The 16,050-nt window shown below is 62.7% G+C and carries 18 protein-coding genes; 6 read left to right on the top strand and 12 right to left on the bottom strand.

Going from position 1 to position 16,050, the window contains the following annotated elements:
• Window positions 1–54: 54 nt before the first annotated feature.
• The gene (locus IVB26_RS41585; RefSeq protein WP_247973642.1) at window positions 55–492 is read right to left on the bottom strand and encodes a flavin reductase family protein; all 438 of its coding nucleotides are present in this window, start codon (window positions 490–492) and stop codon (window positions 55–57) included.
• 177 nt (window positions 493–669) lie between these two features.
• The gene (locus tag IVB26_RS41580; protein WP_247973641.1) at window positions 670–1,014 is read right to left on the bottom strand and encodes a VOC family protein; all 345 of its coding nucleotides are present in this window, start codon (window positions 1,012–1,014) and stop codon (window positions 670–672) included.
• A gap of 630 nt (window positions 1,015–1,644) precedes the next feature.
• On the opposite strand from IVB26_RS41580, the gene IVB26_RS41575 reads away from it, so the two are divergent.
• Both IVB26_RS41575 and ribB read left to right on the top strand, forming a co-directional pair.
• Window positions 1,645–2,268 (top strand): Lrp/AsnC family transcriptional regulator, encoded by a 624-nt coding sequence (locus IVB26_RS41575; RefSeq protein WP_247973640.1) that lies wholly within the window; start codon window positions 1,645–1,647, stop codon window positions 2,266–2,268.
• 136 nt (window positions 2,269–2,404) lie between these two features.
• Window positions 2,405–3,481, top strand: a complete 1,077-nt coding sequence (ribB, locus tag IVB26_RS41570; RefSeq protein WP_247973639.1) for a 3,4-dihydroxy-2-butanone-4-phosphate synthase — start codon at window positions 2,405–2,407, stop codon at window positions 3,479–3,481.
• Here ribB and IVB26_RS41565 read toward each other — a convergent pair.
• Window positions 3,440–4,069, bottom strand: a complete 630-nt coding sequence (locus IVB26_RS41565) for a helix-turn-helix domain-containing protein (protein ID WP_247973638.1) — start codon at window positions 4,067–4,069, stop codon at window positions 3,440–3,442. The genes ribB and IVB26_RS41565 overlap by 42 nt on opposite strands.
• A gap of 440 nt (window positions 4,070–4,509) precedes the next feature.
• A complete protein-coding gene (locus IVB26_RS41560; protein ID WP_247973637.1) occupies window positions 4,510–4,839 on the bottom strand; it encodes a hypothetical protein in 330 nt (109 codons plus the stop codon).
• A gap of 651 nt (window positions 4,840–5,490) precedes the next feature.
• On the opposite strand from IVB26_RS41560, the gene IVB26_RS41555 reads away from it, so the two are divergent.
• Complete coding sequence (locus IVB26_RS41555; protein ID WP_247973636.1) at window positions 5,491–5,691, top strand: hypothetical protein; 201 nt, start codon at window positions 5,491–5,493, stop codon at window positions 5,689–5,691.
• Between the two features lie 15 nt (window positions 5,692–5,706).
• A complete protein-coding gene (locus IVB26_RS41550; RefSeq protein ID WP_247973635.1) occupies window positions 5,707–6,120 on the top strand; it encodes a hypothetical protein in 414 nt (137 codons plus the stop codon).
• A gap of 378 nt (window positions 6,121–6,498) precedes the next feature.
• On the opposite strand, the gene IVB26_RS41545 is transcribed toward IVB26_RS41550, so the two are convergent.
• On the bottom strand, window positions 6,499–7,602 hold the full coding sequence (locus IVB26_RS41545; RefSeq protein WP_247973634.1) for a DNA topoisomerase IB: 1,104 nt from the start codon (window positions 7,600–7,602) through the stop codon (window positions 6,499–6,501).
• A 232-nt stretch (window positions 7,603–7,834) separates the two neighbouring features.
• Between IVB26_RS41545 and IVB26_RS41540 the strand changes: the two genes are divergently transcribed.
• A complete protein-coding gene (locus IVB26_RS41540) occupies window positions 7,835–8,659 on the top strand; it encodes a ribonuclease HII (RefSeq protein WP_247973633.1) in 825 nt (274 codons plus the stop codon).
• A gap of 28 nt (window positions 8,660–8,687) precedes the next feature.
• Here the strand turns inward: IVB26_RS41540 and ligD (IVB26_RS41535) are convergent, their stop codons facing one another.
• From ligD (IVB26_RS41535) to IVB26_RS41520, 4 genes are read right to left on the bottom strand one after another with little or no spacing between them, the layout of a single operon-like run.
• Window positions 8,688–9,635 carry a non-homologous end-joining DNA ligase gene (gene ligD, locus IVB26_RS41535; RefSeq protein WP_247973632.1) on the bottom strand — a complete coding sequence of 316 codons (948 nt, stop codon included), beginning with the start codon at window positions 9,633–9,635 and terminating at the stop codon, window positions 8,688–8,690.
• Window positions 9,636–9,647: 12 nt separating this feature from the next.
• Window positions 9,648–10,211 (bottom strand): MOSC domain-containing protein, encoded by a 564-nt coding sequence (locus IVB26_RS41530; protein WP_247973631.1) that lies wholly within the window; start codon window positions 10,209–10,211, stop codon window positions 9,648–9,650.
• On the bottom strand, window positions 10,211–11,893 hold the full coding sequence (locus tag IVB26_RS41525; RefSeq protein ID WP_247973630.1) for a DNA polymerase/3'-5' exonuclease PolX: 1,683 nt from the start codon (window positions 11,891–11,893) through the stop codon (window positions 10,211–10,213). The genes IVB26_RS41530 and IVB26_RS41525 overlap by 1 nt, the downstream gene beginning before the upstream one ends.
• Window positions 11,894–12,100: a hypothetical protein gene (locus tag IVB26_RS41520; RefSeq protein WP_247973629.1), complete on the bottom strand. Its 207-nt coding sequence runs from the start codon at window positions 12,098–12,100 to the stop codon at window positions 11,894–11,896.
• A gap of 261 nt (window positions 12,101–12,361) precedes the next feature.
• Here IVB26_RS41520 and IVB26_RS41515 point away from each other — a divergent pair, with 261 nt between their 5' ends.
• Window positions 12,362–12,544 carry a DUF3606 domain-containing protein gene (locus tag IVB26_RS41515; RefSeq protein WP_247973628.1) on the top strand — a complete coding sequence of 61 codons (183 nt, stop codon included), beginning with the start codon at window positions 12,362–12,364 and terminating at the stop codon, window positions 12,542–12,544.
• Window positions 12,545–12,588: 44 nt separating this feature from the next.
• Here IVB26_RS41515 and IVB26_RS41510 read toward each other — a convergent pair whose 3' ends face one another.
• The 3 genes from IVB26_RS41510 to ligD (IVB26_RS41500) form a co-directional block, all read right to left on the bottom strand.
• On the bottom strand, window positions 12,589–13,455 hold the full coding sequence (locus tag IVB26_RS41510) for a 3'-5' exonuclease (RefSeq protein WP_247973929.1): 867 nt from the start codon (window positions 13,453–13,455) through the stop codon (window positions 12,589–12,591).
• 177 nt (window positions 13,456–13,632) lie between these two features.
• Entirely contained in the window at window positions 13,633–14,130 is a 498-nt protein-coding gene (locus IVB26_RS41505; RefSeq protein WP_247973627.1) for a hypothetical protein, read from the bottom strand.
• The gene (gene ligD / locus IVB26_RS41500) at window positions 14,127–15,950 is read right to left on the bottom strand and encodes a DNA ligase D (protein WP_247973626.1); all 1,824 of its coding nucleotides are present in this window, start codon (window positions 15,948–15,950) and stop codon (window positions 14,127–14,129) included. Before ligD (IVB26_RS41500) ends, IVB26_RS41505 begins: the two co-directional genes overlap by 4 nt.
• Window positions 15,951–16,050 lie beyond the last annotated feature (100 nt).

The following is a 16,050-nucleotide window of genomic DNA, read 5'->3' as shown; positions in this document are numbered from 1 at the left end:
CGGTACCATCTTGGCTGTAGCGGAAACGTAGCGGCGTCGGAAGTCGTCCTGTGTTCAAACCGCCTTTGGCGCGGCGAAACATCCGTCGATGTAGACGAGCGACTCACATCCGGCTCTCGTCGTCTGAGCCACAACCTCTCCGGTGAAAATGGTGTGACTACTGTCGCTGTAAGCATTCACCACGCGGCAATCGAAGCTGCAGACCGCGCCGACCAGGCTTGGTGCTCCGGTTTTGAGATCGCACCACAAACCGTCACCGAAGCGGATATCGCCCTTGCTACCGTCCTGTCCGGAAAACTTGCGCGCCAGATCGCGATGCTCGACCCCCAGAATATTCCAGCAGAACGACCCACTGCTGAGAATGGTCTCGTGCGCACCGGCAGATCGATTGACGCAAATCAGCACGCTGGGCGGAGCCGCCGACAGCGAGCAGCCCGCCGTCAGTGTCAGACCATGGCGGTTCGGCGCCCGGCCTGTCGTGACGATCGACACGGTGCCCGGCACGTGGCGCATCGCAGCGCGGAATGCTGCGGCATCGAGTGGGCTCGGTTCGGACAGCGGCGGTGTTGCGGACGACTTGGCTACGACTCTTGGATTCATGGGATGGATGCGCCCTATTTGTCTGGTTGTGAGTCCGGGCATGCACCGCTGCCGCGGTGAACGTCCGAGCTATCCGGCAGCTTGGTAGAACTGGATGACGTTGCCGCCCGGATCCCGCACCTTCACCGTACGGCCGTGACTGGCCATGTCCCGAACCGCGCCGACTTGCGCACCCATGGCTGCGGCACGCGCCATGGCGGCATCGAGGTTGTCGACATCGAAGACGAGAACGGCATCCTTGAGCTGTTCCGCCGCGGACTCCGTCGGGCCGGCGACGCAGAACGCAGCCGGATCGCTCACGAACTGAATCCACTTGCCGGGATCAGCGAAGCGCACCTTCAGACCCAAGCCTTCGTAGAACTCGGCTAGGCATCCAGGATCGTTCGCTGTCAGATAGACTTGCTTCAGTTTCACGCTCGACAATCCAAACCGTCGCTACCCAAGTGCGATCGTGGGTGGATACTCGCCCGAGCCTCTCAGCATTACTGCTTGAACAACGCGTGTCGCAGAAGCTTCATCAGCATTTTATGCTGTAACGACTTGTCGGGTCGCTTGATCCAGCTCTGCATCCGGCCGATCTTTGCCATTTTCTAGTTGTCGAGGGTGAACTGTCGTTCCTGCCGAACCTGTCTCGCGCAACGCCGGCGGTGTGATCAGCGACGTGCGACCACGGCCACGCGCGGCAACAGGCGGTCGTACGAAACAGGGCCGCAGAGTTACACGCTCGACACCGAAGCTCTGCTGCACATCCCGTCAAGTGCTAGGGGGAGCCACTCCATGAAGCGCCGGCCGTTACCTCGTGATCGATCCGTTGGATCAACATCGGCCTGCTTATCGCATGTGCAAACAAGGTATCGAAATTAGGCAACTAACACTCTGATCGCAATGCACAATCCGAAGGTTGACGGTTTTTCGATACAAGTCGGCGATTTGTCGAAATCCCGCAAGCGCAATTGCGGTTAGCCTTTACCACGCGATTGTCATCATCCCGCAAACGATGGTGATAAGCGCAGCAAGAAGACTGCCAGATTTGGGAGACACCTGATGTCGACAACCTCTCTCGACAGAATAGATATCAAGATCCTCAACGAGCTCCAGCAGAACGCGAGCTTGACCAATGTCGAGCTCGCATCACGCGTCAATCTCTCGCCGTCGCCGTGTCTGGCTCGCGTCAGAACACTCGAAAAACTCGGCGTGATCGATCGACGGATCGCCCTTCTCGATCCCGCCGTACTTGGCATTGGTGTGACGGCTTTCATCCAGATCAAGTTGGAAAAGCAGATCCAGACGTCACTCGAGAGTTTCACTCGATCCATCGACCGGCTGGCCCAGGTGATGGAATGCTATCTGATGACCGGTGAGAGCGACTACATGCTCCGCGTCATGGCGGCCGACATCGAAGATCTCGAAGACCTCATCGTCAACAAACTATCCCGTATCCCCGGCGTCAGCAGCATTCGATCAAATCTGGCCCTCAAGCGCATTTCGCACAAGACGGTGCTGCCGATCGACACCAATCGGCCGGTCACCGTGAAGGCTTGCGCCAACCCCTCGCGCCCTCTGGAGCGCTCCCCAAGGCACCGATACGACGCAGCTGGTCCTTTGCTGTCCGACGCGCCGATCGGGCTCGACACCAATTGTCCCAGCTACAACGTGGAAAGACTATGAGGCGCCCCGCCATGGGCTCCGGCCAGCTGGCAATAATGGTGAAGTCAAGATCGGCAGTGTGCTCGAGCGGTAGCCTGACAATCCGCACACGACCCAACGCGAGCACACGTGGGCTCCAACGAGCAGAGCGACCGAGATGATGGCATCAATCGAAGCGGCCCTGCAGACGTTCGCCGACGGCGAAATCGTCGTGGTCACCGACGACGACGATCGCGAGGGCGAAGGCGACCTCGTCGCCGCCGCCTCGCGGTGTACGGCTGAGAAGATGGCCTTCATCATCCGCCATACATCGGGAATCGTCTGCGCTCCGATTACCCTCGAAGGCGCGAGACGCCTGCGGCTTGACCCGATGGTTCTCAACAACGACTCGGCTCACACGACGGCGTTCACCGTGTCGGTGGACTACCGGCCGGATAAAGGAACGGGCATCTCGGCCGAAGAGCGGGCCTCGTGCTGCCGTGCACTCGCCAACCCCAACGCTGGCGCCGGCGATTTTTGCCGGCCGGGACACGTCTTCCCTCTGATCGCAAAGGAGGGGGGCGTACTCATGCGCTCGGGTCACACCGAGGCCGCCGTCGACCTGTGCAGACTGGCAGGTCTCGAGCCGGTCGGTGTCATCAGCGAACTGATGAACGACGATGGCTCGGTGATGAAGGGTCCGCAAGTCGCGGCGTTCGCCGACAAGCACAAGCTGAAACAGGTCACCATCGCTGACCTCATCAGCTTCCGGCAGGCCCGCGAGACACTGATCGAGCGCGTCTCGAGCGTCACGGCGGAGAGCCCGATCGGCCCGCTCCAGGGCTATTCGTATCGCTCGCCGTTCGACCACATTCATCACGTCGCCTATATCTACGGAGAACTGGGCGACGGCACCAACGTCCTCACGCGCTTCTACAAACCAAACATCTTGCGCGATTTGTTCTCGGGTCAGGAACAGGCCAAGATGAACGTCATTCTGCAACGCTTCAAGGATAATGGCAGCGGCGTGCTCGTCTATCTGCGCGACGGCGCGGCGGGCGTTCCGCCTGCGCCGCTAGGCCCGATCGGTTCGCGCGAAGACGACCGCAATCGGCAATGGCGCGAGATCGGCGTCGGCGCCCAGATCCTGCGGGATCTCAAGATCAGCTCCATCCGTCACCTCACGTCGTCGACGCATCACTTCAAGGGACTGTCAGGCTTCGGCATCGAGATCGTCCGAAACGAAGCGCTCTAACTCCAGCCATCTGCGTTGCGAAAGTCCATTGAGCGCGTCCCGCACCTCAGGCATCCGGCGAAGCTTGCAGTTCGTCTCGCGACAGATTTCCCCCGGCCCAGTCTGGCCGGCCTCGCGCTCGGAGAAGTAGCGCGCCGGCGACTTGCCAAGCGCCTTCTTGAACATGGTGATGAACGCCCTCACCGACTCGTAGCCGAGCGCCCCGGACACGGACTGAACCGTGTCGCCAGCAGACAATTTCTGGATGGCGACGATGATCTGAAGCTGCTGACGCCAGCGACTGAAGGTTATGCCGGTCTCGGCGAGCACAATGCGCATCAGCGTCCGCTCGCCGAGCGCGACGGCTTGCGCCCACTCCGCCACGGTCCGGCGGTCGGCCGGATTGTCCATCAAGGCATCGGCGATCATACGCAGTTTCGAGCTCCGCGTGATCGGAAGATGCAGGCGTTCGGTCGGCATGGCGATCAACTCGTTGAGGAGCACCGCGGCGATCTGCGCGGTCGGGCCGTCGGGATCGTAGAGCGGGGCAGCGTCGCCATCCGATGGATCAGCTCGTGCAACAGCGGTGAGATCGACAGCGTGCAGCATTCCTGCGGCACGCTCGCATCCATATCCACATAGAGAAACAGCAGGCTGGCGTTGCCGCTCACGCGATTGCTGTGGGGCATACCGCCGGGAATCCAGACGCCGCAGCGCGGCGGGACCATCCACAGGCCGCTCGGCACTTCGCATGTCACACCGCCGCGCTGGGCGAGGACAGACCACCCCCTCAATCTTCCCGGACGGCGGTCGTTCCTACGGGTTGAAACGTGGCTTGCCTTTGTCACAGCCTATGTCGGCTTCGGGTCAAAGAGCCGCGGTCGACCTGCCACCGCGGAAGTCTGTTGAGGGCCAAGAGCCGACCTCTCCTAAATCGGCAATGCCTGCGCAAACAAAGAAACCCGCTTAGCGTTCTCGCGGGTTTCACTCCTTGTGCCGCTGGCAGATCGCGGCGCGATCTCCTCTTCCCAGGCGGTCGTCGCAAGCTGCTATTTCTTTGGCGCAGAGCCATCCTTCAAGGAAAGGTCGTAGTCGGCCTGCGAACTATTCATGTTTGATTGATTGCCGGACGTACTGCTACCGGTTGTTGTCCCGACCGCATTGCTTGTCTCTCCCGGTGCATGAGAAGCCGCGCCAGGCCGGTCCTGGTTGCCAACGTACCCGGACTCTCCCGAATTGCGGGTTTTGATGCCCTTATCGGCTTCAGTTTGCACGTTTTGATCGACACCGGGTTGAGACGTCGCGCCCTGCTGCTGGCCGGCAGCAGGTATCGATAGGACTGGAAGTGCGACAAGCAATGCCACAGATAGGTATCGCATGGCTGTTTCTCCATCCTAAGCCCCGCCGCCTCATCAACGTGCGCATCCCCCGACATTTCCTCCACACTCATGAAAACTTGCGGCTGCAGGGTTGACACAATCCATAGAGAAACCAGCAGGACGGAACGTGATCCGGTTTTTTATCCGCCGTTACAACCTTTACGGACACGCGGTGCTCGTCTCGCAGAACCGTTGTTCGGCTCGGGGGCCAGCGGAAGTCAACTTGGGTTGAAATGAAAGAGGCCGCCAACCGAGGCGGCCTTAATTCATCTTGCGGAGTAGCTGCTTGATCAACTCCCGAAGATTGGGGCCTGGTTTCCTTGCCGTCAGTCTGCTTGTCGGGGGCGGTCATGACCTGATGGTCCGCCCCGGGGCGCTTGGGAACTTTGATCTAGCTCAAATCTAACTGAGGCGGCCCTACGGCGAGATCGATGAGATGCGTTTTAGTTCTACGATTTCAACGGGGCCGCTCGGGGTCACTGTGCAGCCGGCGTGATGTCTGCAATAAGTATGGAAGAGGACGTGTTGGCCGTCCTGCATTGGCATGCCCTGGCGCCGTCGCCTCAGATCCCAGGCCCCCGATTAACATGCCTGAATCCCCAGACCGGGAAAACTCGGCTAAGATACGACTTTCCCTGACTGGGGGCATTCATGTTCGACATGGCAACCACCGCGCTTTTGCGCGCGGTCTTCGACGAAGTATGCGAGGGTCTTCCGAACCGCGAGATCGGGGCGCGTACGCATGTGGCATCGAAGATCCTAGAGGCCGCCACCAGGGGCGAGCTCTCGCCCGAGGACCTCAGGCAGGTCGGCCGCAAGGCCCTCTCACACGCGCCCACCATGTGGCGCTGATCGGGCGGGGCGGGCGTGAACTTCCAGGTCACTGTTTTGAAGATCTTGGCGGCATATTCGGACGGGTTTGCCGTGATGGAGGACCTCAAGCGTGACATGGCTATCCTGGCGACCAGTGGTCGCGACTGGGCGGACCGGACCAGGCGGCTCGCGGCCAGGGCGCCCGGCCTCGACATCTGGTCACAAGGACTGGTCGAACGTCTAAGCGGAGGATGGAAGATCACCGCCAAAGGGCGTGCGGTGCTCGAGGTCATGGAGGCCCGCCCAGCGGCGGTCGAGACGGCTCTGCCCGCGGTTGAGAGTCCCAGTCCGTTCTTCCCGGAGAGCGTTCCTCCGCTGCGGCAGCCCGCCGATCGTGCCAAGCCGCGTCGCGAGCGCCGGGAGCGTCGCCGTGAGGCCCGTGAACGAGCAAAGGCGAACGCCTCCTGAGACACGGTCGAGCCGAAAAAAAGCCGCCAGCGCAGCTGGGCGGCTTGATAGTCCCGGACCGTCGCTTGCCTCCCAGCGGAAAAGGTACCGCCGTTAACTTGTTTGCGGCCATACCGCTCCGACCTACCGAACGCGCTTCGACTCGGCTATCGGGCCGCCGATTTATGCACGGGGCATTCTACAGAGCCGGCAAGGGACGGGATGAGACGGAAGCCGACCCGGTGGCTATGGCCAGCCGCGACCGTCCCGTTCGCCCGGACCACGCCCAGCACCCCGATTTCGAAGGCGAGGGCTCGTTTCTGCCGACGAGAGCGCGTGCCGTTGAGGCCGGTTTGCAACCGATCGCGGAGATCGCCGTTCTAAAAACTGATCGCGGGACTAGGCGGGAGTCTTCAGAGAATCGAGACGCTTGCGCAGAAATGCCAGCACCATGATCTCGTCAGAAGTGAGCTTGGCGTACTGGCGCTTGAACTTCTGCGCGATCTTGGCTTCGATCATCTTCACGAGATCACCTGACATGTAGGCGTCCAAGACTTCTGGGTGCACATAGCACTTCCGGCAGACGGCCGGTGTGTTGCCGAGCTGCTTCGAGACGTTCTCAATCGCGGCGACCACGTTGCGCTTCGCCTCGGCCTGGCTATCGTACTTCTTGAATTCGGCGAGGGCGAACGCCGCAAGAACCGTCCCGGCCCATGTCCGGAAATCCTTGGCGCTGAAGTCCTCGCCCGTGATGTCCTTGATGTAGGCGTTGACGTCCCCGGAATCGACGGTGCGCGGCTGTCCGTCGTCGTCGAGGTACTTGAAGAGCTCGTGTCCCGGGATCTCCGCGCAGCGCTTCACGATCGCGGCTATTCGTTTGTCCTCGACGCGAAGCTTCCACTGTTTGCCCGACTTGCCCGTGAAGTCGAACCGAAGGACGCCGCGGCCCACGGCGACGTGCTTTCGCCGCATGGTGGTGAGCCCGTAGGATTTGTTCTTCTCGGCATACTCGGCGTTGCCGACCCGGATCAGCGTCTTCTCCAGAAGACTGACGATCGTGGCCAGCACCTTCTCGCGAGGTAGTCCGTCCAGCTTCATGTCGGCTTCGACCCGGGCGCGGAGCGCCGGCAGCGCGGCCGCAAACTGGATGATGTGCTCGTACTTGTTCTGGTCACGAAGTTCCCGCCACTTCGGGTGATAGCGATACTGCTTGCGGCCCCGCGCATCGAGCCCGGTCGCCTGGATGTGGCCGTTGGCCGAGGGGCAGATCCACACGGATTCGTAGGCCGGCGGGATGCCGATTGATTTTATGCGCCGGATGACGGCGGCATCGGTGATGCGCTTTCCGTCCTTGTCGTAATAGCTGAAAGTGGTTCCGGTCCGCTTGCGGGTGTAGCCCGGCGCGGAGTCGCTGACATACCGAAGCCCTTCTTCCGCGATGGTGGCCGCCACTTCGGTGGTGCGGTCCAGAACCTGTTCTTCGTTGCCGGTCTCTCGGAGCATGGGCCTGTCCGTCGGAAGCACCCTGGGATCGAGGCTCCACTCCTCCTAAAGGGTTGAGGACACCGGTTAGTTCCGTTCTGAGATCGGTGGCTGCAATCCATCTCAGGTGAAGGCCGGGCTGGTTCCTTTTGGACAAGGCCCTGCGAGTCGTTGGGCGGCGTAGCTTAACTTCAGACAATCGCCACAAAGTTCGCCGACATGCTTCTCCACAGTAGTCTCCACGAAAGCTTCCATGTCCCAGTATTCACTCGATGTCTTGCGTCGGCGCTATGTCGTCGAGCAAAGACCGCTGGAGGTCAGTGTCGAGCAGATATTGCGGGCCGACACCCGGGCGGGAGCCCGCGCCATCCTTGCTTCGATCCACAAACGGCGTTTCGAAAACAGGTCCGAAGGACAGCGCCTGCGCAAGATCCTCAGTTTCGAAACCTCTCTCTGGGAGAGCGGCGTTCATGCCGTGGCAGGCGTGGACGAGGCTGGAATGAGCCCGCTCGCCGGGCCAGTCTCCGCTGGCGCCGTCATCCTGAAACCCGGCACGCGGATAGTTGGGATCGACGACTCGAAGAAACTCGACGCTGCCGCTCGCGAGGAACTCGCCAAGGAGATCAAGGAGAAGGCAGAGAGCTGGTGTGTGGCGTTCGTCGAGGTCGCGGAGATCGACACGATCAACATCTATTGGGCGGGCATCCAAGCCATGCAGCGTGCGGTTCAGGGACTCGCGTTGACGCCGCAGCACTTGCTGATCGACGCGAAGCAGTTGAAGGAAATCGACCTCCCCCAGCAGGCCATCATCAAGGGCGATACCAAGTCCGCCAGCATCGCTGCTGCCTCGATCCTGGCAAAGGTCGAGCGCGACACGGTCATGCGGACACTCGACATTCGTCACCCCGGCTACGGCTTCGCGGATCACAAGGGCTACCCCGTGCCGGCCCACTACGAAGCTCTTGCCAGGCTTGGTGCATGCGCAGCTCACCGTCGGTCGTTCGGACCCGTACGCACGGCTCTCGGGTTGCCGCCCCTGCCGCCGTGGCCTTCGGCAGCCGAGCGCGAAGCTGGCTGACCGAGTCGGACGTCTCTTCCCGGCGGCCCTATTTTCGCGACGAACTCTTTTCGCGAACCACGTCCTTGGCCTTTTTGTCGGACCGCAGGCCGAGATAGACCGGCTGGCGCAGCTCGCCCTTGCTGGTCCACTCGGCGAACTTCACTTCCGCGACCAACGAAGGATGCACCCAGGTCGTGACTTGCTCATCCTTCACCTTGGCTGGAAACGGGGACTTGCCTGTCTTGAGCCTCACGAGCTTGCCGTGAAGCTCTTCGAGAACCTGGTGGCTGAAGCCCGTGCCGACGTGGCCGATGTACCGCCACCCACCATTTTCCCGCACTGCAAGCACGAGGGCGCCGAAGAAGGGCCGGGTTCGCCTGGGCGCCGTGAAGCCGGCGATTACGACCTCCTGCCGCTGCGCCGTCTTCACCTTCAGCCAATCGGCGGTCCGGCGTCCGGATGCGTACGGGCTGTCGGCGCGCTTGGCCATGATGCCTTCGAGATGCCTTCGTTCGGCTTCCACGAAGAATTTCGTTCCCTTGCCTTTGCGGTGGTTGCTGAACGCGATCAGCTTGTGGCGCGGCAGGATGGCCTTCAGCCGCTTCTTGCGCTCGAGGAGTGGCAGCGCTCGCAGGTCCTCGCCGTCCGCGAACATGAGGTCGAACGCGCAGTACAAGAGTTTCGCCTCATGGCGCAGGGCGTTCTGAAGCAACTGGAAATGGGAGACGCCGTCGTTGCCGATCGCGACGAGCTCGCCATCGATCACCGCGTCCGCCTTCACGCCCTCTAGCGCTTTCGCGACCTCCACGTAGGAGTGGCTGATGATCTTCCCATTACGGCTGTAGAGCGCGACCCGACCACGCCGGATCTCCGCGACCATGCGGAAACCATCGAATTTGTCCTCGAAGACCCAATCGGGATCGTCAAACGGCGCATCCGTCAGCGTGGCCAGCATGGGCTGCAGGCGAAGAGGCAGCGTCGATTTTCGGGCCATGGTCGGGGCTCTCTACAGGGCCGGCAGCGGCCTAAACGAAGAGGAAGGAAGGCGAACACGCGCGCTATCGCCGGCCGCGACCGGTCCCCCGGCCCGGACCACGCCCAGCACTCCGGATTTGAACGCAGGGCCCGTTTCCGCCGACGAGAGCACCTGTTGCTTCAGGCCGGCCCGGAAGCGGTCGATGAGGACACAAGGCGTCCGGAGACCGGTCAGCTCGACGATGGCCGAGGGACCCAACTCGATGAAGGTACCGCACGGCATCCGCTCCAGGTCCAGGCCAGTCGTTGTGATATTCTCACCCATGTCGCCCGCTGCGACCTCGAACCCGGCCTCCGCGAGGAATGTAAAGAGCTCGGCCGGGATCAGGTGGACCTGCCGGAGATTGGGCAGGCGTGGCCGGCGGCGGGCGAGATAACGGTGCCGGACGAAAGGGCCGGCATGGGCGTCGCCTTGGACGCCGTGGCCCTCCACCAGAACGATGCGATCCTGGACCGGTTTGCTGAAGTGGTGCCCAGGGTCGGCGGCGACCGCCGCCACCTTTCCTTCGAGCGAGAGATCGTGCGCCTGCCGCATCAGGCGGCGCGAACGAGCGAGCGCCGCTTCTGGCGGAAGTAGCGCGTAATCTCGGGAAGGTTCATCGCGTTCAGGACTCGGTCGGCAGAGACGCCGCCCTTCCGGGCCATTTGGACGCCCCAGTGCATGTGGTCGAGCTCGGGGATCGAGTGCGCGTCCGGATTGATGCTGAGCATGCAGCCGAACTCGAGCGCAGCCTGGTGCCAGCGCCAGTCTAGGTCGAGCCGCCATGGGTGGGCATTGATCTCGACGACGACGTCGTGCTTGGCGCAGGCCCGCAGCACCTTCTCGACGTCGATCTTGTAGCCGGGTCGCCGCTGGAGCTGCCGGCCGGTCATGTGGCCGATGATGGTGGTATGAGGATCGGAGATGGCCCGAAGCAAGCGCTGCGTCTGCGCTTTGCGGTCCAGTTTGAAGCGGCCGTGGATGCTGGCGACTACGAAATCGAAACGCTCCAGCACGTCATCCGGATAGTCGAGGGAGCCGTCGGCTAGGATGTCCGACTCGATGCCTTTGAGTATCCGGAAATCCTTGCCGAAGCGCTTATTCAAGCGGTCGGCTTCCCGGTGCTGCTGCGCAATCTCCTCGACGGAGAGACCGCCGGCGTAGTGGGCGGACTTGGAATGGTCGGCCACGCCGAAATACTCGAAGCCTCGCTGGCGCGTGGCCTTGGCCATGGTCTCCAGGGTTTCGGTGCCGTCGGAGGCATCTGTGTGGCAATGAAGGATGCCGCGCAGATCCTGGTCGGTGACGAGCTTCGGTAACTTGCCTTTCAGAGCCGCCTCGATCTCGCCGCGCCCCTCCCGGAGCTCAGGATCGATGAAGGGCAGACCGAGGGCGCGGTAGATCTCGGCCTCCTCGCCGGCAATCAGGGTGCGCCCCTTGTGCAAGCCATCGGCTTCCAACCGCATCTGTTTTTCGGCGGCCAGCGTCCGGAGCTGCTCGATGTGGGCGGCGGAGCCGGTCGCGAACAAAAGCGCGGCGCCGAAGTGCTTGCGGTCCGACAGGTGGATCTGGAGGCCGTCCGTCGGCGACGGCTTCGCGGCCTTGCCGGCCTTGGAGGCCTCAGCAACGATCGAGAGATCGCCGACGAGTTCACACCCCCGTCGGAAGTCGCCGGCGATGGTGACGTGCTTCAGCTCGGGTAGAGACTTGCGGATCGACTCCTTCGCGTGCGCCAGCAGGACGGCGGCCCGGTGCAGATGGAGGCGGCCTTCACCGCTCTTCGCAATGGCCAGGTTCTGCAGGATCTTGGTTTGCAAGGCGGCCCCGAGTCCTTTGGCCTTCTTGATGCGCTCGTCCTTCGCCGCCGCCTCCAATTCGGCAAGGGACGTGATGCCGAGATCCTTGTAGAGACGCAGCACCTTCTCGGGGCGGAGACCGGGCACGGAGAGCAGCTCGAGCACGCCCTCAGGAATGTCCTTGCGCAGTTTTTCAAGGCTGGGATGCGTGCCCGTCTTGTGCAGCTTGGTGATGATGTCGGCGATCGCCTCACCGACGCCCGGAATCTCGGTAAGCCGTTCTTCGGCGATGAGGACATGAAGAGGGATGGCAAGGGCCGTCAGGCTATCTGCTGCCCGAGAGTAGGCTTTTGCTCGGTACGGATTGTCGCCGCGCAAGGCGCTGCGCTGCGCATATTCTCGAAGGAGGCTTGCCACGGCGCGGGTGTCGAGGGCTGGCACTCAACGAGCCTCCCGCCCCATGTCCTGCGATCCCGGTGAAGTGACACGACGTTGAGCGGTCGCGGCGACGTCAGGCTCCCGATCGAGCGACTTCTCGAGCTTCTGCGCTGCGCGGAAGTCCTCGAGGTGCTGCATGTTCGGAGCGTAAGCGGCCTCTTTCTTGAGGAGGTTATAAATTCGTCCGGCCACAAGCTGCAGATGCTTCATCCTGCCCTGCCGCATCGAGCGAGCCTTGCAAAGAGCTCGGACCGCGTAGGCCCGGAAGTCGTCAAAGGCGTCTGACATGATCCGATAACGTCCGTTGTCGCCTATGGTTCGGAAGCGGGCCTCCAGCTTGCTGGAGGGGCGCCGAGCCGCTCAAGGGCCGCAACAATTCGCCCGCCCAGACCAGTAGGCGGGAATCGCTCCGGAACCTGCGAATCCTTGCGGCGTTGCACCCGCATCGATCATTCGCGATAGGAGGTGCCGATGGCGGCGACGAAGAAGACCGCGCGAGGGCGCAAACGGGACCGAGCGCGGGTAGCCAAGGGACAGGACTACGAAGTCCGGTATGAAGCGAAGAAAACTGGCCGCTCGGCATCGGCCGTGAAGAAAGCGGTCAAGAAGGTCGGCAATTCCCGCAAGCGGGTCGAGAGGCGTCTCGGCCGGTGAGGGGTCGGGTTCTTCGGCGGGCTTAGCGTGGTGCCAGCGCGTCCTCAGATCCTGCCGGAGAAGCGGGTGAAGGCGGTCAGCGCTTGCAGACGCGGCTCGACGTCGCGCAGGTAGATTTCGGCCCTCAGAAATGCGAGCTCGTCGTCAACAGCGGCCTCGCATACGTCGACGTACCAGCTTTTCGGACGGCCGTCCGTGCCGTCGCTCCAGCGATAACCTCGCCGTTTCAACGAATCCTTCAACTCGAACGGCGACTGCTCGGCCCAGATCCGGACCGTCTTTCGCCGCGCCGTATCGAGCAGGAGCGCGAGGGCCGGCGCGCCGGTCGTCGGCAACGTGAAGTCCAGGATCTCCAGCAACGCATGGCAGTCGTCTACGGCCCTGTGGGCTTGGTGGAAATATCCGGCTCCGTGCAGCAGGTAGGCGAGTTGGGCGCCCGCGAAGCCGTGTGCTCGCCAGTCGATCTCGGTCGCGCTGCAGCCCCAGGCTTTGGTTTCGAAGATAGTCCAGTAGCGCTCCGCGAACCTTCGATCGAAGCCGCTGTTGTGAGCGATGACGATCACCGCATCCGCGATGAAGGCGTTCACGGCGGCCTCGTCGATCTTGTGGCCGGCCACCATTTCATCGGTAATGCCCGTGAGTGCCGCCACTTCCCCGGGAATCGGCTCACTTGGCTCGTTGAAGGCCGAGAAGGTGCCCCTGACGCCGACGATCCGGCCATCCGCCGTGTAGTCGAATTTGACCATCCCGAGCTCGATGATCTCGTCTCGCGCCTGGTCGAGGCCGGTCGTCTCAGTGTCCAGCAGGACGGCGGTTCGGGTCCCGCGGCCGGAGGGGGCCTGGCACGGTGGGCGCGGGACGAGCCGCCGCAGCACCCGGTAGTCCGCCGACCGGCTCAAGGCCTCCGCCATAGCGGCCAAGTTTGTCGTATCCTGAAGCATCGATCTGGTTTGCCACGGCACCTCGCCGGGAGGTACCCAAAAAAACAAACCATTCACGGGCTTTTCGGGCCAGATTGGCCCGTTCGAGTCTGCTGCGGGGTGCAGCGGCGCGCCGGACCGATCAATGCCCACGCGCTTTCGCTCTGCTTACTCCTTCACAGGATACGACCAAGTCCTACGCTGGGGAGCGTTCCGATCGAGCCACTCGTCTGCGGCCTGCTTGGAGGCGAACAGCATGGCCCAGGACACGTCACCGATTGCTCTGGAATTCTCATCTGGGAGATAGATCCAAACGGAAGACTGCCGCTGCCCGCCTTCGATCTCGTATTCCCATGCAACGCCCTCCGGATCGTGCTCATCGAACCATCTATCGGCCGCCTCCGCAGACGCGAACACCTTCACCCATTCCGCCTCGCCCACCTTCCGCTGCGTTCCATGCTGGTAGTCGTTGAGATAAACCCACGCGGTCCTTCCGGACCGACTCAGCTCGGCCCGATGTTCAACCGCGGCGTTGACCTTCTGCCGGTCGGCGCGATGCTCCCGGGAGAGCGCTCTGACACTGGCGTGGATTTCGGACGGCAGCCCTCTCCGTTCCCCGGGCGGTTTCTTGGCCCACTCGATCCAACGGTCGAACGCGTCCGTCATGGGAGCCTCCTCTGCTTCACCCGAAAGGGGCTATCCATCGTGAAGGCGTCCGGCCTCACGCTTTTCTCGATGCGCGCCCAGGTGACGGGCGCAGCGATCGGAAACGCTTGGCGCGCCCGCGGCGAATAGGTGCCGACGGCAGTGGTCCCGCGTCCGTTGCGCAGGTAATCTAGGAAGATCCGCCCGCTGCGCCTCGCCTGCGCCGAAAGGATGTAGCGTTCGGGGTCGCGCGCTGCGAATTCAGCACAGAGTCGGCGGGCCGTCCGATGAGCCTGATCGTGCAGCATCGGTACCCCGAGGGGCGCCATTAGGTGGACGCCCTTGCCGCCGGTCAGCTTCGGCCAAGTCTCCAGTCCTTGGCGGCGCATGAACGCGCGAAGCTCAAGGGCGGTGTCGGCCACCTGCTCCCACCCCACGCCGTCGCCCGGATCCAGGTCGATGACGATCCGGTCGGCGTGCTCGATGTCCTCGACAGTCGAATTCCACGGGTGTAGCTCGACGGCCCCGATCTGCACCAATCCAAGGAAGCCTTCGAGGCTGTCGACCCAGAGGCGCGTGCCTTCGCCGCCCTCGCGCTTCTGGACGCGGAGCTGGTGGACGGCTTCCGGAATTTCCTTCGGAAGCGGCCCCTTGTGGTAGAAGGTGGTGCCGTGAACGTGCCGCACCAGCTTGAGCGGCCGGTGGCCGAGATGCGGCAGCGCCTTCTTCCATACCCGGTGCCAGTAGTCCGCAAGTTCTTCCTTGGAGGGGACGACCGCGTCGGGAAGAAGCTGCAGGATGTTTTCTTTGGGCACGCCTAGCTTCGGCCGTCCGGCTGAGGAGGGCACCAGGCGCGGCGCCTTCACCTTGCGCAGCGCGAGATCGTCCCGCAGTCCCTTGAACACGGCTTCCCGCAGCAGGCCATCGTCGGTCAGCGCGCCATACTCCACCTCGGCATTCACGGTTGGTTCGACCCAGGTGGCCTTCGGCTTCTTGACCTTCGCGTCCAGCGGTGAGGTGCGCCGGATCCGCGGATCCAGCCGCTCGCGCAATTCGCGCGCGGCTGCCTCCGTGTAGCCGGTACGGACTTTGCCCGCGTAGTTCAGCTTGCCGTTCTCGCGACGGCCTACGTATAGGGAAGCGATCTTGCGTGGGTGAGCACCGAGCTTCTCGACGAAAGCGACGATTGGAAACGTCTCGCTTTTCTTGCATTTGAGCTTGATCCAGGTCTCCTGCCGGCCCGAGCGGTAGGGCTGGCCAAGCCGTTTGGCGATCAGACCTTCGAGCCCGAGCTCGCAACCCTTCACGAAGACCTTGTCTCCGTCGGCTTCGAGAGCCTCGACGTAGATGAAGGTCTCGGGTGCCTCCTTCAGAACCTCGTGCAGCAACCGCTTTCGATCTTCGTACGCCGCGCCGCGCAGATCATACCCGTCGAGGTGCAGGAGATCGAAGGCATGATAACGCACACGCTCGCTGCGTTTGCGGCCGAGTTCGCGCCGGAGCTGCTGGAAGTCCGGCAGGCCGCCGCTGCCGTAGACGACAGCCTCGCCGTCGATGATCGCGCTCTTGGCCTTCAGCTTATGAGCCGCGGCTGCAATCGAAGAAAACTGCTCGGTCCAATCGAGCCCCGTGCGTGAATAGACCGTGGCATCGCCCTCTTGAAGATGCAGTTGGGCGCGATAGCCGTCCGCCTTGATCTCGTAGACCCAACCCTCGCCACGCGGCGGATTCTCGCGCAGCGTGGGGTCACACGGCTCGATGTAACCTGCAATAGCAGCTTTGCGGGCGCCGGCAACGCGCGATACTCCTGAACGAGACTGACGCAACGCGACGGCACACATGCGGACTCAACGCGGCCGGCCGGAATCGTTCCGTGCTGCCGCCGTGGCCAGGTGCCTACGGTGCCATTCGGTTGCCGGCGCGGATCTCCGCTGCAGGTCA

This window comes from Bradyrhizobium sp. 195 (assembly GCF_023101665.1).
Classification (GTDB): domain Bacteria; phylum Pseudomonadota; class Alphaproteobacteria; order Rhizobiales; family Xanthobacteraceae; genus Bradyrhizobium.
The sequence above is the reverse complement of the archived record's forward strand: the minus strand, read 5'-3'. Positions and strand labels throughout refer to the sequence as shown.

What these genes read in the sequence shown, in the direction of transcription:
- ligD (WP_247973626.1), bottom strand. Translation starts at nt 15,950, where the DNA reads ATGTGTGCCGTCGCGTTGCGTCAGTCTCGTTCAGGAGTATCGCGCGTT.
- IVB26_RS41530 (WP_247973631.1), bottom strand. Translation starts at nt 10,211, where the DNA reads ATGCGGCAGGCGCACGATCTCTCGCTCGAAGGAAAGGTGGCGGCGGTC.
- IVB26_RS41505 (WP_247973627.1), bottom strand. Translation starts at nt 14,130, where the DNA reads ATGACGGACGCGTTCGACCGTTGGATCGAGTGGGCCAAGAAACCGCCC.
- IVB26_RS41575 (WP_247973640.1), top strand. Translation starts at nt 1,645, where the DNA reads ATGTCGACAACCTCTCTCGACAGAATAGATATCAAGATCCTCAACGAG.
- IVB26_RS41515 (WP_247973628.1), top strand. Translation starts at nt 12,362, where the DNA reads ATGGCGGCGACGAAGAAGACCGCGCGAGGGCGCAAACGGGACCGAGCG.
- IVB26_RS41555 (WP_247973636.1), top strand. Translation starts at nt 5,491, where the DNA reads ATGTTCGACATGGCAACCACCGCGCTTTTGCGCGCGGTCTTCGACGAA.
- IVB26_RS41545 (WP_247973634.1), bottom strand. Translation starts at nt 7,602, where the DNA reads ATGCTCCGAGAGACCGGCAACGAAGAACAGGTTCTGGACCGCACCACC.
- IVB26_RS41540 (WP_247973633.1), top strand. Translation starts at nt 7,835, where the DNA reads ATGTCCCAGTATTCACTCGATGTCTTGCGTCGGCGCTATGTCGTCGAG.
- IVB26_RS41510 (WP_247973929.1), bottom strand. Translation starts at nt 13,455, where the DNA reads ATGGCGGAGGCCTTGAGCCGGTCGGCGGACTACCGGGTGCTGCGGCGG.
- IVB26_RS41565 (WP_247973638.1), bottom strand. Translation starts at nt 4,069, where the DNA reads ATGCTGCACGCTGTCGATCTCACCGCTGTTGCACGAGCTGATCCATCG.
- ligD (WP_247973632.1), bottom strand. Translation starts at nt 9,635, where the DNA reads ATGGCCCGAAAATCGACGCTGCCTCTTCGCCTGCAGCCCATGCTGGCC.
- IVB26_RS41560 (WP_247973637.1), bottom strand. Translation starts at nt 4,839, where the DNA reads ATGCGATACCTATCTGTGGCATTGCTTGTCGCACTTCCAGTCCTATCG.
- ribB (WP_247973639.1), top strand. Translation starts at nt 2,405, where the DNA reads ATGATGGCATCAATCGAAGCGGCCCTGCAGACGTTCGCCGACGGCGAA.
- IVB26_RS41520 (WP_247973629.1), bottom strand. Translation starts at nt 12,100, where the DNA reads ATGAAGCATCTGCAGCTTGTGGCCGGACGAATTTATAACCTCCTCAAG.